The sequence below is a fragment of the Bacteroidota bacterium genome, assembly GCA_016194975.1.
In the GTDB taxonomy this organism is placed as follows: Bacteria; Bacteroidota; Bacteroidia; order Palsa-965; family Palsa-965.
Genome location: JACQAM010000022.1, coordinates 130,577 through 154,809 on the forward strand (window position 1 = coordinate 130,577; position 24,233 = coordinate 154,809).

Sequence of the window (24,233 nt, forward strand, 5' to 3'; positions counted from 1 at the left end):
GCCGGCAACAGGCAACACGCCGATAAAAAAAGTAAAAGCAATTTTCTCATTTATTATTACTTTAACTGGCCTAAAATTTTTTCAATGTATTTTTCATTCGGCAATAAACTCTGCTGAATTCTTTTTGCGTAATGAATAGAATCCAAAATTTCCTTCTGCTTCATCTCCACCAATAATTTTTGAGAAGAAATAATTTCATTTGCTTTTTGTTTTTGCCGGTAACCCCTGAAAATAAATCCTGCCAGTAAAATCACCAATGCAAATCCGGCGATGAAATAATTCCGTTCTTTTTCTTTCTGTTTCAATTCTTCTTTTGCGAGCGCGTCTTTTTTATCCTGCTCGGCTTTTTGCTTTGATTCTTTTTTGTCGAATTCGTAATTCATTTCTTTTCGCACACCTTCTTTTTTATTTTCTTCGGACAAAAGAGTGTCGCGGACACTGGTGTAGCTTTTGAAATAGTGCAATGAACGCAAACGCATTTGTTCCATGTTTAATATTTTTCCGCCTAGAGAATCGGGAAGAGAAATATCGGCGGCCTCATAGAGCTGGCTTAACACTTGATAGATTCCCGCCGTAAAATCTTTCGACCCGATGCTGTCAGAAATAGCAAGTGCACGGTAATCATTCTTGAACGCAGCTTTGAAATCCTTTTGTTCCATTTCAAATGAACCGATGTTGACGAGGTCTGCAGCAATATCTTTTTGGTTACCAAGTTCTTCATCAATTTTCAATGCCCTAAGATCATAGTCAAGCACACTATCTACCATTTCCAAATCCCAAAATGCCAGCGCCATATTGGTGAAAGTTTCGGCGATTTCCCTTTTGTTTTTCAATTTTTCTTTAATTGACAAAGCTCTTCTGTCGTAATCCAGGGCTTTGGAATAATTTTCTGTATCGTAATAATAAACGCCGATATTGCCAAGCAGACTCGCAAGGTAATTCTGGTCTCCAAGTGTTTCTGCGATCTTCAGCGATTTGAAAAAATATTCTTGCGCTTTGGGATAATCTTCCTGATCCTCGTAAGCAAGTCCAATGTTCCCGAGCGTTTTCGCCTGCGATTGGAGATAACCGATTTCTTCGGCGATTTTCAGACTCTTGAAATAATTATTAAGCGCATCCGGATATTTTCCCTGTTCTTCATTTGCAATGCCGACCTGATTATAGGCAGCGGCAAGCCCTCTCCTGAAATTGATCCGTTGCGCGAGCTGAATTGCTTCGTTGCAGTAAATGATCGTGCTGTCATAACTGCCGATCGTCCTGAATTCATCGCCAGCCGTGTTCAGAAGAATTACTGTATTGGAATCTCCGCTCGGAAAAGTTGTTTTATTTTTTTTCAGCAACAAAATAATCGAGTCAATCTTTTTTTCCTGCGCGCAAATAGAGGAGCAGAGGAGCAGATAAGCAAATGTGCAGATGAAAAAGAAATAATATTGGGATGTTATTTTCATTCTCAATTCTTAATTCTTAGTCGATTTAAATTTTTTACAATATATTTCTCCGTCGGCATCATCGATTGCTGAATTCTCCTTGCATAATTTATGCTATCAATGACCTCTTTCTGCTTCATCTCCACCAATAATTTCTGCTGCGAAATAATTTCATTCGCTTTCTGCTTATTCCTGTACGCGCGGAAGCTCACGCCCGCCACCACGAGCATGAGCGCGAAACCGAGCGCGCCTCCGTACGTATAAATTTTCTGCTGCTGAATTTCCTGGTTGTGTTTCAACACCTCCTGTTTGTTTTGCTCTGAATTTCGAATGCTGTCGGAAGAAGTTTTTTTGTCGAAGTCGTATTGCATTTCCATGCGGGTTTGTTTTTTGGTGTTGTCATCATTGGCAATACTATCTTTTGCTGCAATATATTTTTTGTAATGCTCAAAAGCAAGTTCATATCTGCCGGTGGTATCGTAAAGTTTGGAGAGGGATTGTTCTCTGGATTTTTGCCCTTCAAGTGATCCGATTTCTAAATCAATTGCCAATGCCTTGCTCAAATATTCCTCCGCCTCTTTGAACTTTCCGGTTTTCGTATAAAGCGAGCCAATGTTGCCGAGGTCGGCAGCAAATCCGCCTTTATTTCCGAGTTCTTCTGCCATTTTCAGCGCCCTGAAATCATAGTCCAGCGCTTTGGGATAATCGGCTTGCTCCTCATAGACACTTCCGATGTTGCCGAGGTGGCGGGCAATTCCGTTTTTATCTCCGAGTTCTTCATCCATTTTCAGCGCTCTGAAATAATAGTCAAGCGCTTTGGGATACTCGGCTTGCTCCTCATATACAACTCCTATGTTGCCGAGTTGGATGGCAATTCCGTTTTTATTTCCGAGTTTTTCATTCATTTTGAGCGCCCTGAAATAATAGTCAAGCGCTTTGGGATAGTCGGCTTGATAATTATAGACACTCCCGATGTTGCCGAGGTTGGGAGCAATTCCGTTTTTATCTCCGAGTTCTTCATCCATTTTCAGCGCCTTTAAATAATAGTCAAGCGCTTTGGGATAGTCGGCTTGCTCCGTATAGACAATCCCGATGTTGCCGAGCCGTTTTCCTATACCTACTTTGTTATTCAATGCCTGATCAATTTTAAGAGCGGCAAAATAATTTTCCAATGCCTTGGGATAATCACCCTTTGCCCAGTAACCAGTACCGGCAGTGCCGAGTGTATTTGCTTTTCCTTTTTGCCAGTTTATTTTTTCAGCAATAGCAACTGCCTGCTGCGCGAGTAAAATAGTTGTATCGGGATTCGTAAAGTAAAGAGCGAAGGCGAGTTTATTCAGCACATTCACCTTGTTCGTGTCCTCCGGAAGAATTTTCAGAAGCGCAAGAAGCGAATCTTCGCTTTTCGGTAACGGATATTTTATTTTCACTGATGGCTGTGCCGGGTTATTATTTTTCTTCTTTCCTTCTTCACCACAGGAAAAAAGAAAAATGAGAAGGAAAATGCCGGGCAGAAATTTCATTTTCGCGGGAAAAGATTTTTAGAAATATATTTTTCACTTGGCAACAAACTATCCTGAATTCTTTTTGCGTAATGAATAGAATCCAAAATTTCCTTCTGCTTCATTTCCACCAATAATTTCTGCTGCGAAATAATTTCGTTTGCTTTTTGTTTTTGTCGGTAAGAGCGGAAAATAAATCCAGCAAGCACGAGCACCAAAGCAAATCCGGCGATGAAATAATTCCGCTGCGTTTCTTTTTGTTTCAGCTGTTCTTGCGCCAGCGCTTCTTTCTTGTCGTTATTTGCTTTTGTCTGCGCCTCTTTTTTATCAAACTCGTAATTCATTTCCTTGCGCACAAGTTGTTTTTTATTTTCTTCGGAGAAGAGCGTGTCGCGGACATCGACGTAACTTTTAAAATAGTGTAAGGCACGTAAACGCATTTGTTCCATATTCAGCATTTTCCCGCCAATAGAATCGGGCAGCGGAATTGACGATTCTTCGTAGAGCGTACTTATCTCATTGTACACATTTTGCATGTTTTCCAATCCACCCATACTGTCGCTGATGGCTAGAGCGCGAAAAAGATAATCGAAGGCAAGCTTATAATTTCCCAGGCCGGTATTGATCGAACCAATGTTTGAAATATTTCTTGCGATATCATCTTCATCCTGGAATTCCGCATCCAGATCGATAGCCTTCCGGAAATAAAGCAATGCTTCGGAAGAAAGTTCTTTTTTCTCCGAAGGGAGCAGCATCGGCATGTGGGATCTTTCACTGTAAACAGTTCCAATATTTCCGAACGTTACAGCAAGGTCTAATTTATTTCCTACTTCCTCCATCAACTGAACAGCCCTGGCATAAGTATCGAGTGACTTTTTCAGGAGTTCGTCTTTTTTTTGCGGAGTAATGAATGGTACGCGCGACTGTTCATCATAAATTACACCGACATTATCAAGCTGCGTTGCAATTTTGTTATTGTCTCCGATCTTTTCAAAAGTATTCAGCGCTTTTAAATAATAATCGAGCGCCTTGTCAAAATCGCCTTCTTCATCATAAATGATTCCTATGTTTCCATACTGGGAGGCAATTCGTTTTTGATCGCCGATTTCCTCATCGAATTTTAATGCTTTCAGATAATAACCAAGGGCTGTCGGGAAATCAGATTTAATGGAGTAATAGTTTCCGAGTTGTCCGTAAGTATTTGCCGCACATTTTTTACAAGCGGCTTCGAGAACGGCAGACCCGGATTTGGCAGAATCTAATTTTAATACGATAGCAAGCGCCTGCTCCCCGAGTAGAATTGCGGTGTCCGGATTTCCGTAACACAATTCCCGCCCGATGGCGTTGAGGTGAAATATTTTGTTGGTATCCTCTTTATCAGTTTTAAGAAGTTCGCGCAGGGAATCCAATTGGCCCTGCTGTGCAAAAGCAACCTTCTGCATGAAAGCCGCGAGAAATAAAATAAAAAAAATAAGGTAAATGTTTTTCATAATTGGACAAGCTCACTACAAGCTTAACTATTTAGCCGGTTTAAATTTCTCCCAATATATTTCTCGGTCGGCAGTAAACTTTTCTGAATCCGTTTTGCATAATGAATAGAATCCAAAATTTCTTTTTGTTTTTCTTCAATGACCATTTTTTGTCTGCGGGATGTTTGCAGCGAACGGAATACAAAAGCTGAAAATAGAAGCGCTAGCAATAAAACGATCGCCACAGAAAAGATAATACTATTCTTCTGTCGATTTTTTTCTTCAGCAATAACCGCTTGTTTTTCTTTTTCTTTATTCAACAATTGTATTTGCTGCTCCTTTTTTTGGGATTCGTATTTGGCACTCATTTCCGTTATTTGTTTTGAATTTTCCAAGCTGTAAAACGAATCATTGGCAACGACATACAATTGGGAATATTCGTAAGCTTTTTTATAATTGTTGAGTTGTGCGTAGGCGGTCGCCACATCAGAATAGGTATTGCCCAACTCCAGAGGAACGTTCAGTTCTTTGGAATAGGCCACGCACTTATCAAAATAAAAAAACGCGGAATCACTTTTTCCCAATGCCATATAAGTATTTGCAATTCCTCTTAGCGGATAAAGCATTGCCCAGTGATTACCCTCTTGTAATTTCAGCGCCTTGAAATGATAATACAATGCCTGCTTGTAATTTTTTTGCTCATAATAGAACGAACCGATATTTGTAGAAGTGATCGCCACTCGGTTTTTGTCTCCCAAATCTTCCGATATTTTCAATGACTTTAGATAATATTTTATGGCTTCAGCATAATTTAGTTTAAGATAAAAAATATTTCCCGCCATATTATATGCGTTTCCTAAACACAATTTGTAAGTTATTTTCTCACACAATTGAATGGTTTGTGTAGTGTATTCTAACGCTTTTGCATAATTTTTTTGATAGACATAAATGATTCCAAAATTGTACCAGGAATCGGCAATGCCTTCCTGAAAATTAATTTTTTCGGATAAAGAAAGTGCTTGTTGCGAATAATTCAGCGCTTTTGCCGCGTCATCGAAACGAAAGTTTTTCGAAAGCGTGATTAAATTCTTGACCTTATTCGTATCCTCTTTTTCGGTTTTGACAATGATTTGCAATGAATCAATAATTCTTTGCTGCGCGGGTAAAAAGAAAAATACAAATTGAAAGCCGCTGATTAAAAAAATACAAAACGATTTCTTTTTCATTGGAATTTGTTTAACCGATATAAATTTTTTGAAATGTATTTTTCATTGGGCAACAAACTCTGCTGAATTCTTTTTGCATAATGAATCGAATCCAAAATCTCTTTTTGTTTTTCCTCCCCTGAAGCAGAAACACCGGAATTCATTCTATAAATGTGTTTCGCTTCAGGGGAGATGAAGCGAAAGAGAGGAATATTGGGGCTATGTATCATTATCTTCCCAATTTATTCAAGGCGTTCTGAATGAAATTCTCCCCCGGTAATAATGCGTTCTGAATTCTCCTTGCATAATTTATGCTATCAATGACCTCTTTCTGCTTCATCTCCACTAATAATTTTTGCTGCGAAATAATTTCGTTTGCTTTTTGTTTATTCCTGTACGCGCGAAAACTCACGCCCGCCACCACGAGCATGAGCGCGAAGCCGAGCGCGCCCCCGTAAGAATAAATTTTCTGCTGTTGAATTTCCTGGTTGTGTTTTAACACCTCCTGTTTGTTTTGTTCGGAGTTTCGAATGCTGTCGGCGGAAGATTTTTTATCGAAGTCGTATTGCATTTCCATACGGGTTTGTTTTTTTGTGTTTTGATCATTGGCAACGGAATCGCGGGCGGCAATATATTTTTTGTAATGTTCGAGTGCGAGTTGGTAGCGGCCGGTGGTGTCGTAGAGTTGGGAGAGGGATTGTTCAACTTGTTTTGTTAGATCTAATGTCTTCAGCGTATCACAGAGCGCGAGCGAGCGTTTGAAATAATCCTCCGCTTCATTAAACTTTCCGGTTTTGGTATAAAGCGAGCCGATGTTGCCGAAGTCAGCGGCAATTCCGTTTTTATCTCCCAATTCTTCTGCCATTTGTAGCCCCATCAAATAATAGTCAAGCGCTTTGGGATAATCGGCTTGAGAATAATAGACATTCCCGATGTTGCTGAGTTGGATGGCAATTCTGTTTTTATCTTTCAATTCTTCCGCCATTTTCAGCGCCCTGAAATAATAGTCAAGCGCTTTGGGGTAGTCGGCTTGCTCCATATAGACAATCCCGATGTTGCCGAGTTGGCTGGCAATTCTGTTTTTATCTCCGAGTTCTTCATCCATTTTCAACGCCCTGAAAAAATAGTCAAGGGCTTTGGGATGGTCGGCTTGGTCTTTATAGACAACCCCGATGTTGCCGAGTTGGATGGCAATTCTGTTTTTATCTTTCAATTCTTCCGCCATTTTCAACGCCCTGAAAAAATAGTCAAGCGCTTTGGGATAGTCGGCTTGGTCTTTATAGACAACCCCGATGTTGCCGAGGGTTTTTGCAATTTCATTTTTATCTCCGAGTTCTTCTTTCATCTTCAGCGCCCTGAAATAATAGTCAAGGGCTTTGGGATAGTCGGCTTCAGAAAAATAGACAATCCCGATGCTGCCGAGGGTTATGGCAATTCTGTTTTTATCTCCGAGTTCCTCTGCAATCTTCAGCGATTGAAAATAATATTTCAACGCATCGACATAATTTCCTTTGTCAAGATTAAAGCCGCCTTTGTTTCGCAAGGCGGTTGCCAATCCTTTTTTGAATCCTGTTTTTTTCGCAAGCGCAATTGCATTGTTAATGATAAGAAGGGAGGTATCGGGCTTGGAGAATTTATATTCCCACGCAAGCCCATTCAACACATTCACCTTATTGGTATCCTCCGGAAGAATTTTCAGCAAAGCAAGAAGGGAATCTTCACTTTTCGGCAACGGATATTTTATTTTCACGGAAGACTGCGCCGGGTTATTATTTTTCTTCTTTCCTTCTTCACCACAGGAAAAAAGAAAAATGAGAATGAAGATGCTCCAAAGAAATTTCATTTTCGTGGAAAAAGATTTTTAGAAATGTATTTTTCATTCGGCAATAAACTCTGCTGAATTCTTTTCGCGTAATGAATAGAATCCAAAATCTCCTTTTGTTTTTCCTCCACGAGTTCTTTCTGCTGCGAAATAATTTCATTCGCTTTTTGTTTTTGTCGGTAAGAGCGGAAAATAAATCCAGCAAGCGCGAGTACCAGTGCGAATCCGGCGATGAAATAATTCCGCTGCGTTTCTTTTTGTTTGAGCTGTTCCTGTGCAAGCGCATCTTTTTTATTCTGGTCGGCTTTCTGCTTCGTTTGTTTTTTATCGAACTCGTAATTCATTTCCTTACGCACGAGCTGTTTTTTATTCTCCTGGGAGAACAGGGTGTCGCTGATGGAAACGAATTTCCTGTAATAATAAATGGAACGCAAACGCATCTGTTCGGGATTCAGCAGTTTTCCTCCAATGGAATCGTGCAATGGAGAAGTCGAATTTTCATAAAGGGAACTCAGGAGTTCATAATCCGACTTAAGTGCATTCATTAATCCGAGACTGTCATCAATTCTCAATGCCGTGTAGATCAAAGCGAACGCATCATTGTATTTTCCTGTCTTGGTATAAATGGAACCAATGTTTACATCATCTATCGCTATACCCTTTTTATCATCGAGCGATTGCGAGATCTTAAGTGCCCTCAAATCGAAGTCCAGGGCATTTGGGTAACAACTATTAAGTGCAAAAACAACATTGCCTTTGGCGATCCCGGAATCGCCCCTTTCTTCATAAACAGTTCCGATGTTGCCGAAACAAGTTGTAGCAAGAACATTATCTCCGGACGCTTCACAAATTTTTAACGACTTGAAATAATATTCCAGCGATTCTGAATAATTGCCAATGTCCCGGTAAAGATTTCCCAGACTGCATTCATTCCTTGCAATACCGCCATCATCCTTTAATTCAATTGCCAGATTCAACGCTCTCACATAATAATCTCTTGCTTTCGGGTAATCGGTTTCGTTAACATAAACAATACCGATGTTACCAAGAACGATTTCGATCCCATTCTTATCACCGATCTGTTCATCAATAGTAAGCGTCTTCAGGAAAAAATCCAATGCCTTCGGATAGTCTCCGAGATCTGAATAAACATTTCCGATGTTTCCAAGATGCCTTGCAATTCCATTTTTATTTCCGAGTCCGGAATCAATTTCCAACGACCTGAAGAAATAGATCAATGCGTTGGTATAATCTCCTTTGGTTTTATAGACGATTCCGAGATTATTGTAAGCGTATGCAGTTCCCTTCTTAAAATCAATTTTCTGAGCGAGAGTCAACCCGGCATTTCCATAAACGAACGCTGAGTCATACGCTCCTGCTTTTCGGAATTCCACACATAATTTGTTCAGATGATTTGCTTTTCCTGTATCGTCTTTGTCCTTAATAATAAGCAACCGAAGCGAATCTATTTGTCTGCCCTGAGTGTAACAGGCAACTTGCATCAGCATGCAAAATGTAGCGCAACAATAAATGAATGATCTTTTCATTTGCCGGGGGAGTAAAACCAAACGAAAGAAAAATACGAAAAGAAAGTCAACAGCTTTTTACTCCACCACTACTTTTTTAGAATAGCTCATTTCTTCATTGTGAATATTCACAAGATAAATTCCGGGAGCGAGATCAGTGGTATTCACTTTCGTTTTTCCATCAGCAGAAAGTTTTTCAGAACGCACGAGTTGGCCGGTCGGAGAATAAAGATCCATTACAAATCCATTTCCTTCGAGCCGCTCTGCATTAACCGTGAAATTTCCGGAAGCAGGATTCGGATAAATTCCAATGAGCGGCGCAAGCGCGGGAAGATCATTCACCGCAACAGGATTGGAATAAGAACAGTCGAGCGCATCGCCGCACACATAATGCACAAGAAAATTTCTCGAGATCACAAGTGTTGTATCATAATAAGCAGGATTGCTCACTTCGGGCGTGTGATCCTGTCCTTCGTAAGTTTCAAAACAATGTTCAATACCAAGATTTGTAAGACGCGCATCAACAGAATGCGAACCATCCACCATCAGCAATGGATAAGTGCCGAGCAAATAAATAATAGCAGAGCCATAAGGAACAGTTCCGTCCTGGTCACCATGAAAAAGCATGGCGGGCATATTGCCGGCAGCTATCCAGGAAGTATCTCCGATAGCGCCGCAAATTTCTATCACGCCCCGGAACGAAGAAGAGTAACCCTGGTTTCCGCTGAGTCCTTCTATTCCTCCATTGAGTCCGTAATGATTTACCGTATCAGCATAAACAGGAAATTCACTCATGTTATCCATGTACGACATGTGCAGCGCGGTGATCGCTCCTGCAGAAACGCCCATAAAAAATATTTTTGAAGTGTCGATGCGGTATGAATTTCCATTGACAGCAACATCTTTTTTGAAAAAACGGACCGCCGCTTTTCCATCGTGCACAGCGCGGATCACTGACCCTGCTGCATCAACACTGTCGGGTGTGCCGAATGGAAAATTGGTCATTCCCACACGGTAATCAATGGAGGCGACCACGTATCCCATTTTTGCAAAGTCGTGACAGAATGGAACAACATCAGTTCCGGTTTTTGATCCGCCGAGAAAATTTCCGCCATGCATCAGGATCACCAATGGCCGATTGGTACTCGTGTCCATTTTCGGAAAATACATATCGAGTTTGAGCGTAGTCACTGCATTTGATAAATTCACATTCGAACCATAAACGATATTCGACACGATGCTGTCCTGGTAAATAAAATCGCGATAGTGAAGTCCGTTACAGGTTTGAGAAAAGAGAAAAGAGAACGGAGAGCTGAGCAGTGCAAAGAGTAAAATTTTTTTCATGATGGGAATTATTGAGGGTTGAAATTTTTAAAGTTGAATGCTGAATCCGATCCCGGGTGCAATGACACGCGTTTTGTAAGTTCCGGAAAATCCGGTTTCGAGATTGGTGTCGGTTCTTTTCATTGCTTCAATGTACAACAATGAAAGATCAAGTGAAACTTTTTTTGTGGCTTTAACACTTGCTCCGCAGGTTACACCAATGCGGTCGGCGTCCGGCGTTTCAGGAGTGAGATATCCATCGGGAACAGGAGTATGATCATAATAAATTCCCATTCGCACTGTGCAGGAATTATCAATCGTGTATTGCGCGCCGGTGCGTATGATGTACGTGTCCTTGTACATGCGCGCGGAACTCACATCAGTAAGTTTGTCGGTATTGTCTTTGAAATCGATGCGAAGTGAATCATAACTGTGCCAGCCAATGAAATTAAGATCACAAGCCAGTTTTATTTTTCCACAAGCGTACCCAATCCCTGCATTCGCCACGTAAGGAAGTTTTATTTCCGATTTAAAAGTGGTCGGCGGAAAATAAGCAGCGAGAGAATTAGGAACGGAAAAATTTGCAAATCCATCCACCACTTTCACTGTTACAGATGAGCGGAAAGAAATTCCCGCACTCCAGCGGTCATTCATTTTAAAAAATAATCCTGCATTGTATCCGGTTCCTGTTGCAACGCCGTCGAGCACCGCTTTGCCATAATGGCCCGCTGTATCCTGTACGGGAATTCCCTTCTGCAATTCGAAACTTCCGGATGCATAAATGAAACCGACACCGATCCCGATATGATCATTGATCTTATAGGAAAAAGTAGGTTGGGTGAAAATTGTTTTGAGCGCAATTTCCTGGATCAGGAATTCTCCTTTCCAGTCTTCGGGCCACACTGCTTTGCTTCCGAACGGGGTGTAAACAGCAATTCCCGCAGTGAGATTTTTGAATTTGTAAGACATGAATAATTCAAATGGAGTTCCTACATGATGCAGCATCGTGTCGGTATAAATTCCAGGCGCCGGTTCGCGATAAATGGTTCTCGGAACAAGGAAAGAACTTCCGGCTGTAAAAGAAAATCCCGGATTTAAAAATCCCGCCATCCCCGGATTGAAAAACAAACAGGAATTATCGAGCAGTAACCCGGTTCCGCAATGTCCCATTCCCAGTTGTTTTTGTCCCTGGGCATTCAATTGGAATCCGCCGGCGTGCACGAGAAGAGTAAGCAGTAAGCAGGAGGTAGTAAGCAGGAGGTGGCGCATTTTCAAATGTAAGTATTGGTAACGAATTAAGAATGGAAGATAGACGACGGACTGATTTAAATGATGGGAACTAATTCTATCTCAAATATTGGCATCAAGTCCATCTTCCATAAGCGTGATGACCGACGCACAATCTGTATATCTGTAATCCTCCCTAATCTTTTTCATCCCCCTTTAAACCCTGTTCATCGAACGGCGTCTTAAGATCAACAAACCGGTTCCGCAAAAAACAAAATCAATAATCTTCTAAAAAATAAAACCATGAACGCTCAGAGATTTTTCACCGCAACAATAGGAGTAGCCATGATCGCCGCTCTTGCTTTTACTGCCTGCAGAAAAGATGAAACCGAAGAAGAAACTTCTTCTTCCGAAGACCACGCGATGCTTGAACGCACCGACCATGATATCACTTCCATGTCCGGGCAAGCCGCTGATATTACAGGAAGTTCACTTTCCAATTACAGAACAGGTGCCGATGAAAGTATTCTTTCCAATGGATGCGCAACCATTACGCGCGATTCTGCAAATCATACCGTGACCATTACTTTCAATGGAGGAACCTGCCAGGATGGACGCACGCGGAGCGGATCACTGCTCATCGATTATTCTGCATCTACCAATGGAGCGATGCATTATCGTGATCCCGGTTTTGTGTGCAGCGTTACTTCGAATAATTATGTGGTGGACGGAAATGCGGTGAACATCATCACCAAAGTGATCACCAATACTACACCATTCGGGTTCGATGCGCTCACTACAAATCTCACCTGGCACATTGTTGCTCACGTTTCTGTTACCAAATCTGCGGGAGGAACCATCGACTGGAATTGCGACCGCACAAAAGAATTGCTGAATACTTCTGACGCGAATGTTTATCACGGTTCTGCGCAACCCATCAGCTGGAATCTTGCCCGTATCGGCCTCACGGGATCTTCACATGGCACATGCGCAGACGGAGAATCATTCACAGGAAATATAACGAGCCAGCTCATCCGCGATTTCGGTGGTTGCAACATTGGCGGGAAATACCCGATCATACAGGGAGCGATTGATTTCACAAAAGGAACACGCCCCGTGCGCCACATCGATTTCGGAAACGGAGCGTGTGATGATCTTGCAACAGTTACAGTGAACAATCATACAAGAACGATTACGTTGCATTGACAATTTGAAATTTGAAAATTAATAAAGTGTGTGTAGGATTGAAGCGCCGGTCTTGGGAGAGGCCGGCGTTTTTCTTTTAGTACCAACTACGAAATCGACGAATTGCGAAATACAAACACTACGAATATGCTGATTTATTACAGGAACAGAATGTGCAGCTTTTTCGTTTAATGAATAGAGGCGTCCATAATTTACAATCAGGTAATCCGCAATCAATTTATCTTTGTTCCCCATGTCAGTAATAGCTTTCAAAATATTTTCTTTTCGGCGCGAACGCGTGAGTATCCCTTTTGAGATTTTCGGTGTGAGTTTGATTTTTCTTTTTTCTTTTTCGGCAATTCTGCTTGACGAGACTTACGAAAAAAATATTACTGCTGATAACAATTCCAATTCCTCTTATTTACTGCCTGCTGCTAAAGATTCCTCCGTTACCATCACACTCAGCTTCATCGGCGATCTCATGTGCCATGTGCCGCAAATAAATAATGCACGGCAAAGCGACGGCACTTTTGATTTCAATCCGAGCTTCAAAGAGATCACGCAATATTTATCCGCTGCAGATATCACGATGGGAAATCTCGAATGCACATTCGCTGGATCCGGTCATCCGTATCAGGGTTATCCGGCATTCAATGCGCCGGATGCTTATCTCTCAGCAATTAAAAATGCAGGAATAGATTTTCTCTGCACGGCAAATAATCACAGCATGGATACGGGTGAGGAAGGATTGCTGCGTACGGTGAAAAAAGTCCGCGAGAATGGTTTTTCTTCAACGGGAACGTTTGTTTCGCAAAGCGATCGTGATTCCATTCGCATTCTTGATATCAAGGGAATAAAAGTGGCGGTGCTTAATTACACTTACGGAACCAATGGCGCATACCCGTCCGCAGATCATGCGTACATGCTCAATGTGGCCGACAGCGCGCTCGTGCATGATGATGTGACGCGTGCGCGCGCAATGAACGCCGACATTGTTCTTGTGTTTTATCATTGGGGGAAAGAAAATAACCCGGACCCGATAGCAAGGCAGGATACAATGTTTCACTGGGCGGCCGATGCCGGTGCAGATCTTGTGATCGGCTCGCATCCGCATGTGCTGGAGCCGGTGTTGTATTATAAGACAACCGCAGGCGCTAAGCTTGATTCGGGTATCGTGGCATGGTCGCTGGGAAATTTTTTATCGAACCAGTACTGGCGTTACACCGATGGAGCGATGATACTTACCGTGTCGCTCACGAAAAATATTACGACCGGGAAGATCTCATTGGCAAAAGCAGAATATCTGCCCACCGCCGTTTGCCGCTCCGATGATAATTCCATCCGCCAGCACGTAGTGATTCCTGCGCAATGGTGTGAAAGTGATTCGATGCCGTCGTGGATAAATGATGTGTACAAAACAAAATTGTGTGAATCTTATAATGATACGAAGACGATGATGGGGAAAAGTCAGAAGCTGGTGATGGACACGTTGCGGTAGAAATTTATTTTCATCAACTTATTTATTTTCATTTTCTCATTGGAGAAAACAACTTTCAGAATTCACTTTTACAATCCTTGAATCCCTGAATTTTGAAAAATTTAATGCATACGTCATTTGCCGTATTCGAATTTTCATTAACAGATTTTTACAACACACAGGGTGGCTTTGGTTCGATGTTCGCGTTAGGAGTTCAGACCGCACGAAAAACGTACGGCACCAAAACAAAAAACGAAACAAAATGAAAAAGCACATCATCCTTCCGATCCTCGCTGCAATGGTAGCAGGAACAATTTCTTTGAACGCCGGTAATATTAAAATTAAAGCGATCGATGAAACACCCACTAAGGCAACAGAACTTTCCAACAAGGCATTCTGGTGCATGATCCTCAACTTCACGAACGAGGATTCCTTAAAGTATGCCGTTTCACTCTGCGACCAGGCGATCGCGCTTGATCCCGATCTGATCGATGCGTACTTCAATCGCGCTGATGCAAGATATTTCATGGGCGATTATGCAAATGCGCTGAAAGATTTTGACATCACTGTAGAAAAACGCGGACACGCAGATGATTTCCAGTACAGAGGCGAATGCAAGTACAACCTGAATGATTTCGAAGGTGCGCTCGCTGACTTTACGAAAGCAGCTGATCTCGGAGAATCTTCAACAGAATCCGGCGCAAGTCTCGCCATGAAAGATGCGAACGTACTTGGAATCGCATTCTATAATGCGAACAATTATGATAAAGCGGTGACAGCATTCAAGATCTCTGTGAATGCAACAACAACCGGAACCAATCTTTATAACCTTGCTAATTCCGAATATTTAGCAGGAGATCATTCTACAGCAATCAACGACTGGCACCGCAGTATGAAAATGGGAGACAAGGACGCGAAGAAAGCTTACAAAAAATACCGCAAGACCTGAAGAGACGGATGATGAGTGGAGCCCGGCCGAGGATTATTCCGAAGCCGGGTTTTTTTGCGTACATGCCGGCGAATGGGGGAACGAATTACGAATGGGGGAACGAAATGCGAATAGGAACGAAAATGCGAATTACGAATAGTTGTGTAAGGGCGATTTTTTTTTCGCAATGTGCATATTCGAAGTGTGCGGGGTTGTGAGCAGAGATTTGTAATTCGTACCCCTCTCAGATTTTTGCGATTTTTATTTTATCGCCGGCATGCATCACGAAATGATCGCCGAATCCATTCAGCTTTTTGAGCTGCTCGACTGAAACTCCTGTTGATTTTGAAATGGTATAAAGATTATCACCTTTCTTCACGGTGTAGTATTTGTATTTCGCGCCGGAAGAATTCGGTGCAGGATCATTTTTCCCGGGATCGGGATCGGAAGTTTTTGTCTTCGTGGAATTTTTCTGCGCGTCTGTTGATGTGCTGCCTGATTTTTCTTTCGGATCTTTTTCGGCGGTGTCGGAGTCCGTGGAAGAAGAAACTCTTTCCGGTGTGTAGATCACTAATTTTTGTCCGGGTTTTATATAATTACTTTTCAATCCATTCCATGCGCGTATATCAGTCACCGAACATTTATATCGCCGCGCAATGGAAGTGATCGTTTCTCCTTTTTTCACGGTGTGTGTGGTTTTCACTTCCACAATGGCCATTGCAGCCATCGCGGTATCTTTTTTAATATAATCGTAGATCGCCTGCTCATTTGTTACAAACGGCCCGACTTTATCAATGGGAAGAACTAATTTGTACGGTTCGGTGAATGAGTATGGAATTACATCGAGTTTATATTCCGGATTTAAAAATTCCAATTCATCCTGCGAAACAGCAAGCACTGCTTCTATCTGCGAAAAAGTAACCTGCTGTTTTACGGCCACAGTATCGATATCGGAAAATGCTTTTCGGGGAATGGCAGAATACAAATTATGTTCGAGATGATAACTCATCACATAATTCGCGGCGATGAATGCAGGAACGTACGCTTGTGTTTCTTTCGGAAGAAAAGGACGGATTTCCCAATAAGATTTTTTTCCTCCACCCGCGCGGCGAATTGCTTTGTTCACAGTTCCCGGCCCTGCATTGTATGCAGCAAGCACCATTTGCCAGTCGCCGAACATATTGTACAGATCACGCAAACACTGGCACGCCGCTTCGGTAGAACGATACGGATCGCAACGTTCATCTACATAAGAACTCACTTCGAGATCATACATTTTTCCGGTGGTGTACATGAATTGCCAGAGCCCGCGCGCGCCTGCATGTGAAGTTGCAGAAGGATTGAGAGCAGATTCTATTACCGGGAGATTTTTCAGTTCGAGCGGAAGATTGTATTTGTCGAGCTGTTCTTCGAAGATCGGATCATACAATTGCGAAAGCCCGAGCATTTTTTCTACGAGCGGGCGTTTCTTCACCACGTAAAGATTAATGTAAGTCTGCACATCTTCATTGTAAATAAGATCGAACGGCGAAGCGGCATTGAGTTTTGCAAGACGCGATTCTACAACAGCCGGATCAGCCGTGGGAATACTGTCGGCGGCATAATGAAATTTATTGTTGTGTTGTGTTTGCTGTTTCGGCAGCGATTCAATGTAGCGGTTGTGCGCAAGACTGTCGAGCATGGCCGCAATAGGATCGTCTGAAAATTTCAACGAGTCGGACTGCGCGTTCAGAAATCCTCCGATAAATAAAATACCTGTCAGCAGTGAAATTCCTCTCAGCATCAACGGGAGCTTTTCAGTTTATACGTTGAAATCCACGAAAAAGTACGTGTACTTGCCACAAAGATCGTCTGCATTGTTCTAATATTCAAAGGGAAATAATCTGTTTATTAGCTATGGATTGTTAAAAAGGGGGAGGGAGGATTACAGATTCTTCCCTAAAGCGATTGCAAATATTTCGCAAAGGCGAACATTTTTCCTTCTTCAAAATATTTTCCCATCAGTTGTACTCCGAATGGAAGTCCGGCAGAAGTTTTTCCAGCAGGAACCGAGATCGCCGGAACTCCGGCAAGATTGGCCTGCACCGTGAAAATATCTTCGAGATACATTTTGATCGGGTCAGCAGAATTGGCGCCGAATTCAAATGCAGTTCCCGGTGTTGTCGGAAGAAGAATAAGATCATACGCTTTCAGAATTTCTTCTGTTTTATCGCGAAGCAATCGTCTAACTTTTTGTCCTTTGGAATAATAGGCATCGTAATATCCTGCGCTCAGTACAAATGTTCCAAGCATAATTCGCCGCTGCACTTCGGCACCGAATCCTTCACTGCGTGATTTTTTGTAAGTCGATTCAAGATCACCTGCATTTTTACTGCGGTATCCGTAACGGATCCCATCGTAACGAGCAAGATTAGAGGAAGCTTCCGCCGTAGTGAGGACATAATAAGTGGGAACGAGATAATCAAGGAAAGGAAAACGCACCGCTTCTACCGTGTGTCCGTCTGACTTTAATTTGTCAATGATATTTTCAATCCGCGTTTTTATTTCCGGATCGAGCCCGTCTTTTTCGAGACAATCGGCGAGATAAGCAACGCGTATTTTTTCAGGATGCGAAAGTTGTTTCGAATATTCTGCAACAGGTTTTGATGAAAGCGTAGAATCATATTCATCTTTTCCTGCGATCACTTCCAGTATTTTTGCTGCATCGTCAACGTTGTTTGTCAATGGGCCCACCTGGTCGAAAGAAGATGCATAGGCAATGATTCCCCAGCGGGAAACTCTTCCATACGTTGGTTTCATTCCCACAATTCCGCAGAATGATGCGGGCTGGCGAATGGATCCGCCGGTATCTGTTCCCAATGCAGCGAGACAAAGCCCGGCAGCCACTGCAGTTGCACTTCCACCGGAAGATCCGCCGGGAACGCGTTTTACATCGTGCGGATTTTTCACATTTCCGAATGCCGAATTTTCGTTGGAAGATCCCATTGCAAATTCATCGCAGTTGGTTCTTCCAATGATGATCGCATCTTCTGCGAGCAAGCGCTCGACCACGGTGGAAGAATACGGAGAAATAAATCCTTCCAGAATTTTTGATGACGCGGAAACTTTGTGGTCTTTGTAGCAGATGTTGTCTTTCAGCGCAATTACCATTCCTGCTAATTTCCCTTCATTACCATTCCTGATCTTTTCATCTGCTTCTTTTGCTTTTGCGCGCGCGCTTGCTTCGAAAACTTCAAGAAAAGCATGGAGATCTTTTTTCTCTTCAATTTTTTTGAGATAATCTTCCACCAATGCAACGCAGGAAATTTTTCCGTCATGCAGATCAGTTTGAATTTGAGAAAGGGAAGTGTATGTCTTCAAAATTTCGAATTCAGCGTGGCAAATTCAGAAAACCAAAATTCCAATTTGAAGCTTCAGTCTTTTTTAGACTCACTTTCGCTGTCCACGCCTTTCGAAGCGTCTTTGAATTCTTTGATGCCTTTTCCAAGTCCCTTCATGAATTCAGGAATTTTTCTTCCGCCAAAAAGCAGCAGCACAACAACAAGAATAATGATCAGCTCGGGACCGCCCATGCCGAATATGCCAAGTATGATGAATGGATTCATGTTTTGTAGTTTCTGGTGCAAAGATACGAAAATGGCCATTGCTCAATTGTCATGGAAAATTTTTCGTTGACAATAAGAGGCTGTTTAAAATTCATTTTTTGGAATTGTTATGATACCATTTTTGTTCAGCCGAGACGCATTTTGCAGGCCATAGTGGAGCGACTACGGCCAAGAAATGCAACCCCGCCTGCTAAAGGAAAATGGGTCGTGCGTGGGCGGGCAGGGAAGGATGAATAAAAATGGCGCATAACAAAACAGAAGGATGAAATTTAAACAGCCTCTTAACCAATGACTATTTCATCCCATTCTCATACAACTGCGCAGCCATTTCCCAGTTCACCACATTCCACCATGCTGCGAGATAATCGGCGCGTTTATTCTGGTATTTGAGATAGTAGGCATGTTCCCAAACATCAACGGCGAGAATTGGAGTTCCCTTGGTTTCGGCAATATCCATCAGCGGATTATCCTGGTTTGGGGTAGAGCAGATGGAAAGTTTTTTGTCTTTGTCCAAAATGAGCCATGCCCATCCCGAACCGAAGCGGTCTTTGCCCGCACCGCTGAATTGTTCTTTGAATTTATCGAATGAAATAAAAGCAGAATTGATAGCGTCTGCTAATTTCCCATTGGGAACTGCGGAAGATCCCGCCGATGTGGTAGCCCGCATACTGTTCCAGAAAAAAATATGGTTCCAGTGTCCGCCGGCATTGTTGCGCACGGCCATAGGATATTTCGAAACAGTTTTTACCAGTACATCCAGGTCCAGCGGCGCATCTTTTATTCCGTCCAGCGCTTTGTTCAGGTTCGTCACGTAGGCCTGGTGATGTTTGTCGTGATGGATCTGCATGGTTTGAAGATCGATGTGCGGTTCGAGCGCGTCATACGCATAGGGAAGATCGGGCAAAGTAAAAGGTGCGGGAAAACTTCCGAAATCCATTTTTATGAGATCATGATTTTCTGCCTGCAGCATTTTTTTTCCGAGGAGAGAAATGCCCACCGTGGCAAGAATACTTTTCTGAAGGAATTTTCTGCGTGTGTTCATGGCTTTGAGTTTTGAGTTATGGATTTTGAATTATGAGTTATGAGTTTTTAGAAACTTCGACGCATCTTAGTTTCATTCCTCAAAACCATTCGTTAAGGGCAGAAATATATTAATCTAAAAACAAATCAGCTGAAAAGAACGAGTACCTGGTTTTTCTCGACAGCCGTTCCTTTCTTAACCGAAATTTTTTTCACCGTAACATCGGCGGGCGACTTGAGAATATTTTCCATTTTCATTGCTTCGAGCACAACCAGCGCATCGCCTTTTTTCACCAACTGTCCTTCATTCACCACCACATCAAGCACGAGTCCGGGCATAGGCGCTTTCAATTCATTCACTTTCGCCGAATGTAATTTATCCATTCCCAGTGAGTGAAGCAGCTCATCGTATTTGTCTTTTATGTTCAGCGAATAAGAATGGCCATTCACTTTTACCGTTAATGTTTTTGCAGCCACATCTGCTTTCACGATTTCCACTTCGTACGATTTGTGATCGCGCAATACATGAAAACGATTCGACTTTGCCTCATCGGAGGAAGTCGAGATTGTCCCATTGAGCGAAGTCGAAATGACATCACACAAAAAATCTTTTCCATTGATGTTGCCCTCCGTCATTTTTTCGCCGGAGAAAATAATTTTATGTTCCCTGCTGGAATTAACCGTGATAGTGAAAGACTGTTTTTCCATTGGGTACGAAATGCGAATCGCTGCGAATATACAAATAGCGAATCTGCGAACAACGCTAAATTAATTATTCGGTAAGTATAGGGAAAGAAGTTTAGACAGATAGCAGGATTAATTCGATAGTTGATCAAAAAAAGGACGAAATCATTGGCAATGCGCAACAATCTGTGTTCTTTCCAGCGGTCATTTTCCATTATGAATGGGGACATCTTATCAGAGTATTTTCCTCACCTTTACGTTCCTCGAAAACAATAAGTGCAATCCTTCCCATGAAAACGCTTCACAAATTTATTTTTCCCTCCGCCATTCTTTTCTTCGCACTTGCATGCGGACATCAGAAACATGTGGCCACTACCAAAAAAAATAATCACCAATGGTGGGAAGCTGATCTTAAAAAACCGGTCGATACTACTGTGAACGCAGAGTCGCGTACTGATTATAATCCTTCAGCAACACGTGTCACCGATCTGCTGCACACAAAACTCGATGTGCGTTTCGACTGGAAGAAGCGTTACATGTATGGCAAAGCAACGATCAGTGCGAAACCATATTTCTACCCGCAAACAACAATGGAACTTGATGCGCGCGGAATGCAGATCAACCGCGTGGCGATGCTTAAGCGCTCTGCGAACAACAGTATTTCTTTTTCTGAAGATACCGTGGATGCGAAATATGATTACGATGGAAAAAAATTAGTCATCCAGCTCGGGCGCACATACACGCGCGATGAGAATTACACCATGTACATCGATTACGTTTCCAAACCCGATGAACAACCTGTGAACGGAAGTGCGGCAATTAACGAAGACAAAGGATTGTATTTTGTGAATCCGGATGCGGATCAGAAAGATTCTGTTTTACATCCGCGCCAGATATGGACGCAGGGAGAAACACAATCGAATTCTGTGTGGATGCCTACGATCGACAGGCCGAATGAAAGAATGACTTCCGAAATTTATATTACCACGGAAGATAAATATGTGACGCTTTCCAATGGACTTTTATACGATCAGAAAAAAAATCCGGATGGAACGCGCACCGATCACTGGAGAATGGATTTGCCGAGCGCGCCTTATCTCGTGATGATGGCCATCGGTCAATTTTCAATAATAAAAGATTCGTGGAAAGGAAAAGAAGTGAGTTATTATGTGGAACCGCAGTTTGCACAATATGCACCAATGACTTTCGGAAGAACGCCGGAGATGATCGATTTCTTTTCGAAAAAACTCGGCGTCGATTTTGCGTGGGCGAAATATTCGCAGATATGCGCGCGCGAGTACGTGAGTGGAGCCATGGAAAATACAACGGCAACTTTGCATTCCGATTATCTGCAGGTGGATGACCGTGAGTATCTCGATGCAAATTTCGAAGATTATATTTCACACGAATTATTTCACCAGTGGTTCGGCGATCTCGTTACGTGTGAATCGTGGTCAAATCTTCCGTTGAATGAATCGTTCGCCACTTACGGAGAATATATGTGGAATGAATTCAAATACGGAAAACAGGAAGCCGACTACGGACATTATGCATCATTGCAGGGTTATCTCCGCGAATCGGCAGCGGGCCATCGCACAGCGTTCTGGCCGGGAGTTCGTGAACCACTCATTCGTTTTTATTATGATGATCGTGAAGATATGTTTGACGGACATTCTTACAATAAAGGAGGACAGGTTCTGCATTTGCTGCGGCAGTATGTGGGCGATGATGCTTTTTTCGCTTCGCTGAAATTATATCTCAACACCAAAAAATTCTCTTCAGGAGAAGTGGATGATCTTCGCCTGGCATTCGAACAGGTTACCGGGCAGGACCTGCGCTGGTTTTTCAACGAATGGTTTATGGAACGCGGCCATCCCGAATTGGACATTGCTTACAATTATGATGCGGCGAAACAAAAAGAAAGAGTGATCATCAAACAAACACAAGACAGAACAGACGGCACTCCTATTTTCAGAATTCCATTGGGGGTGGATGTATATGCAGGAGGAAAAACTACGCGCGAAGAAATTCTTGTGAAATCTCTGCGCGATACATTTTATTTTTCTTCCCTGTCGAAACCCGATTTTGTGAATGTGGATGCACAGAAAACATTGCCGTGTTTTAAACTCGATCATCACACAACAGCAGAGTGGGCATTTCTTTATGATCATTCCGATCTCTATGTGGATAAAGCGGAAGCGCTGAACAATCTTGCACCGAAAGGAATTTACAACGATACTGCAAAACAAATTCTTACTAAAGCGCTTGACGATAAATTCTGGGCGGTGCGACTCATTGCATGCAGGAAATTTTCCATTCCGCTCCAGGAAGAAAACGGCAAACCGCAGAACCCGATCGATGATGCGGTAAAACAAAAACTCATCTCGATTATTTCTTCCGATCCGAAATCAAATGTGCGAGAAGCCGCGGTTGAAGCATTGAACAGCAATGGAAAAGGGAGCGATCTGAAAAAAGTTTATCTCGATGCGCTGAATGATAAATCGTATTCCGTGATCGGGTCTGCGCTTGAGGCGATGTGCAAACAATTCCCGGAAGAAGGAATGGCAGAATGTAAAAAGAGGGAAAATGATCCCGCACGCTCCATGAAAATTGCCATTGGAGGAGCGTATGCTTATTATGGAACCGATGCACAACAATCCTGGTTTGAAAAAACAATGGCCACACTTTACGGTGGGCACCAGGCCGAATTCATTCTCGATTACGGAGCGTTGTTACGCCGTTGCAGTCATGCGACGATCGACAGCTCATTGCCGGGATTGGAAAATTTATATAAAACTTCTGCTTCGGAAACTACACGCGGGTATGTGAAAGGAACACTGAAAGACGTGAGCAATTATTTTAAAGACGGGGCAGATGAAGCGCAGAAAAAAATTGACGATCTGAAATCGGTGAAAAAAGATGCGACCGGTTTGCAGAAATTACAGAATGAAAAAGCGGAAGACGATGCGATAGCTGCGGATATTGATGTAGTGGTGGCGAGACTGAAATAGTATTGAGGGCGTAGCCCAACGCAGCAGTTCGAAGTTTTTAGAGATGCCCTTGAGTGCTCTCTACTCAGTACCATACCCATCATCTTCAATTAAATCTCCTCCCATCGCAGCGGCTACTGCTAATTCATCACATCTTTCATTGAGCGGATTTTCGGCGTGGCCTTTTACCCAATGAAATTTTACGTGATGTTTTTCGTAGATATCTAAAAAGCGCATCCACAGATCGGCGTTCTTCTTTTTTTTGAATCCTGTTTTTTCCCAGCCGAACACCCATTTTTTTTCCACGCTGTCCACTACATATTTCGAATCGGAATAAATAGTGACGTGCGATCCCGCAACTTTTAAACTTTCCAATGCAATGATCACACTCAGCAATTCCATCCTGTTATTCGTGGTTACACGGAATCCCTGTGATAATTCTTTGCGATGATTTCCAGACAGGAGAATGACGCCGTATCCGCCCGGGCCGGGATTTCCGCGCGAAGAGCCATCCGTGTAAATGGTAATGTGGTGTGACAAAGAGATTATTTATTTGTGCGAAGATAGTTACGAGTGGGAAGATTATAGATAGTACGGGATACAGATTACAGATAGTAGTATCATCGGACGCTTTTTGTCCGGTAAATCTGTCTTATCTGTAATCTGTATTCCCCAAGATCTGTAATCCTCCCTTCATTAGGAACTTCTGATTTTTTTTTCAAGGCGAAATACAATTGCCATAACGGGAACCGGAAGATGGAGAATGGACTAAATTACCGGATCTGAAAAATGAATTAACTCCCATAGGCGAAATCAGTCCAACTTCCATCCTCTATCTTCCAG

18 protein-coding genes are annotated in these 24,233 nt (G+C 42.6%); 4 read left to right on the top strand and 14 right to left on the bottom strand.

The annotated features are described in order from the left end of the window. Positions 1-56: 56 nt before the first annotated feature. The 8 genes from HY064_13805 to HY064_13840 form a co-directional block, all read right to left on the bottom strand. On the bottom strand, positions 57-1,448 hold the full coding sequence (locus HY064_13805; protein MBI3511730.1) for a tetratricopeptide repeat protein: 1,392 nt from the start codon (positions 1,446-1,448) through the stop codon (positions 57-59). A gap of 2 nt (positions 1,449-1,450) precedes the next feature. Beyond that, positions 1,451-2,950, bottom strand: a complete 1,500-nt coding sequence (locus HY064_13810) for a tetratricopeptide repeat protein (GenBank protein MBI3511731.1) — start codon at positions 2,948-2,950, stop codon at positions 1,451-1,453. Continuing rightward, positions 2,947-4,419 (bottom strand): tetratricopeptide repeat protein, encoded by a 1,473-nt coding sequence (locus tag HY064_13815; GenBank protein ID MBI3511732.1) that lies wholly within the window; start codon positions 4,417-4,419, stop codon positions 2,947-2,949. Before HY064_13815 ends, HY064_13810 begins: the two co-directional genes overlap by 4 nt. Positions 4,420-4,442: 23 nt before the next feature. After that, positions 4,443-5,624, bottom strand: coding sequence for a tetratricopeptide repeat protein (locus tag HY064_13820; protein MBI3511733.1), 1,182 nt, complete (start codon positions 5,622-5,624; stop codon positions 4,443-4,445). Between the two features lie 208 nt (positions 5,625-5,832). Beyond that, complete coding sequence (locus HY064_13825; GenBank protein ID MBI3511734.1) at positions 5,833-7,446, bottom strand: tetratricopeptide repeat protein; 1,614 nt, start codon at positions 7,444-7,446, stop codon at positions 5,833-5,835. Continuing rightward, on the bottom strand, positions 7,443-8,879 hold the full coding sequence (locus tag HY064_13830; GenBank protein MBI3511735.1) for a tetratricopeptide repeat protein: 1,437 nt from the start codon (positions 8,877-8,879) through the stop codon (positions 7,443-7,445). The genes HY064_13825 and HY064_13830 overlap by 4 nt, the downstream gene beginning before the upstream one ends. Before the next feature lie 150 nt (positions 8,880-9,029). Further along, a complete protein-coding gene (locus HY064_13835) occupies positions 9,030-10,295 on the bottom strand; it encodes a T9SS type A sorting domain-containing protein (protein ID MBI3511736.1) in 1,266 nt (421 codons plus the stop codon). A 27-nt stretch (positions 10,296-10,322) separates the two neighbouring features. After that, on the bottom strand, positions 10,323-11,543 hold the full coding sequence (locus HY064_13840) for an outer membrane protein transport protein (protein ID MBI3511737.1): 1,221 nt from the start codon (positions 11,541-11,543) through the stop codon (positions 10,323-10,325). Between the two features lie 261 nt (positions 11,544-11,804). Between HY064_13840 and HY064_13845 the strand changes: the two genes are divergently transcribed. The 3 genes from HY064_13845 to HY064_13855 all read left to right on the top strand — a co-directional run bounded on the left by HY064_13845 (position 11,805) and on the right by HY064_13855 (position 15,112). Beyond that, positions 11,805-12,707, top strand: a complete 903-nt coding sequence (locus HY064_13845; protein MBI3511738.1) for a hypothetical protein — start codon at positions 11,805-11,807, stop codon at positions 12,705-12,707. Positions 12,708-12,984: 277 nt separating this feature from the next. Beyond that, positions 12,985-14,184 carry a CapA family protein gene (locus HY064_13850; protein MBI3511739.1) on the top strand — a complete coding sequence of 400 codons (1,200 nt, stop codon included), beginning with the start codon at positions 12,985-12,987 and terminating at the stop codon, positions 14,182-14,184. Positions 14,185-14,425: 241 nt separating this feature from the next. Then, on the top strand, positions 14,426-15,112 hold the full coding sequence (locus tag HY064_13855; protein ID MBI3511740.1) for a tetratricopeptide repeat protein: 687 nt from the start codon (positions 14,426-14,428) through the stop codon (positions 15,110-15,112). Between the two features lie 223 nt (positions 15,113-15,335). On the opposite strand, the gene HY064_13860 is transcribed toward HY064_13855, so the two are convergent. The 5 genes from HY064_13860 to HY064_13880 form a co-directional block, all read right to left on the bottom strand. Next, on the bottom strand, positions 15,336-16,874 hold the full coding sequence (locus tag HY064_13860) for a LysM peptidoglycan-binding domain-containing protein (GenBank protein ID MBI3511741.1): 1,539 nt from the start codon (positions 16,872-16,874) through the stop codon (positions 15,336-15,338). Between the two features lie 155 nt (positions 16,875-17,029). After that, on the bottom strand, positions 17,030-18,451 hold the full coding sequence (gene gatA, locus HY064_13865; protein MBI3511742.1) for an Asp-tRNA(Asn)/Glu-tRNA(Gln) amidotransferase subunit GatA: 1,422 nt from the start codon (positions 18,449-18,451) through the stop codon (positions 17,030-17,032). 53 nt (positions 18,452-18,504) lie between these two features. Next, positions 18,505-18,696, bottom strand: a complete 192-nt coding sequence (gene tatA, locus HY064_13870) for a twin-arginine translocase TatA/TatE family subunit (protein ID MBI3511743.1) — start codon at positions 18,694-18,696, stop codon at positions 18,505-18,507. A gap of 292 nt (positions 18,697-18,988) precedes the next feature. Next, positions 18,989-19,633 (bottom strand): superoxide dismutase, encoded by a 645-nt coding sequence (locus HY064_13875; GenBank protein MBI3511744.1) that lies wholly within the window; start codon positions 19,631-19,633, stop codon positions 18,989-18,991. 230 nt (positions 19,634-19,863) lie between these two features. Continuing rightward, on the bottom strand, positions 19,864-20,352 hold the full coding sequence (locus tag HY064_13880; protein MBI3511745.1) for a biotin/lipoyl-binding protein: 489 nt from the start codon (positions 20,350-20,352) through the stop codon (positions 19,864-19,866). A 338-nt stretch (positions 20,353-20,690) separates the two neighbouring features. On the opposite strand from HY064_13880, the gene HY064_13885 reads away from it, so the two are divergent. Next, positions 20,691-23,411 (top strand): M1 family metallopeptidase, encoded by a 2,721-nt coding sequence (locus HY064_13885; protein MBI3511746.1) that lies wholly within the window; start codon positions 20,691-20,693, stop codon positions 23,409-23,411. 60 nt (positions 23,412-23,471) lie between these two features. On the opposite strand, the gene rnhA is transcribed toward HY064_13885, so the two are convergent. After that, complete coding sequence (rnhA, locus tag HY064_13890) at positions 23,472-23,930, bottom strand: ribonuclease HI (GenBank protein MBI3511747.1); 459 nt, start codon at positions 23,928-23,930, stop codon at positions 23,472-23,474. Positions 23,931-24,233 lie beyond the last annotated feature (303 nt).

Coding starts and splice junctions, on each gene's coding strand:
- HY064_13805 (MBI3511730.1), bottom strand. CDS start 1,448: ATGAAAATAACATCCCAATATTATTTCTTTTTCATCTGCACATTTGCT.
- HY064_13810 (MBI3511731.1), bottom strand. CDS start 2,950: ATGAAATTTCTGCCCGGCATTTTCCTTCTCATTTTTCTTTTTTCCTGT.
- HY064_13815 (MBI3511732.1), bottom strand. CDS start 4,419: ATGAAAAACATTTACCTTATTTTTTTTATTTTATTTCTCGCGGCTTTC.
- HY064_13820 (MBI3511733.1), bottom strand. CDS start 5,624: ATGAAAAAGAAATCGTTTTGTATTTTTTTAATCAGCGGCTTTCAATTT.
- HY064_13825 (MBI3511734.1), bottom strand. CDS start 7,446: ATGAAATTTCTTTGGAGCATCTTCATTCTCATTTTTCTTTTTTCCTGT.
- HY064_13835 (MBI3511736.1), bottom strand. CDS start 10,295: ATGAAAAAAATTTTACTCTTTGCACTGCTCAGCTCTCCGTTCTCTTTT.
- HY064_13840 (MBI3511737.1), bottom strand. CDS start 11,543: ATGCGCCACCTCCTGCTTACTACCTCCTGCTTACTGCTTACTCTTCTC.
- HY064_13845 (MBI3511738.1), top strand. CDS start 11,805: ATGAACGCTCAGAGATTTTTCACCGCAACAATAGGAGTAGCCATGATC.
- HY064_13855 (MBI3511740.1), top strand. CDS start 14,426: ATGAAAAAGCACATCATCCTTCCGATCCTCGCTGCAATGGTAGCAGGA.
- HY064_13860 (MBI3511741.1), bottom strand. CDS start 16,874: ATGCTGAGAGGAATTTCACTGCTGACAGGTATTTTATTTATCGGAGGA.
- tatA (MBI3511743.1), bottom strand. CDS start 18,696: ATGAATCCATTCATCATACTTGGCATATTCGGCATGGGCGGTCCCGAG.
- HY064_13875 (MBI3511744.1), bottom strand. CDS start 19,633: ATGGATTTCGGAAGTTTTCCCGCACCTTTTACTTTGCCCGATCTTCCC.
- HY064_13880 (MBI3511745.1), bottom strand. CDS start 20,352: ATGACGGAGGGCAACATCAATGGAAAAGATTTTTTGTGTGATGTCATT.
- HY064_13885 (MBI3511746.1), top strand. CDS start 20,691: ATGAAAACGCTTCACAAATTTATTTTTCCCTCCGCCATTCTTTTCTTC.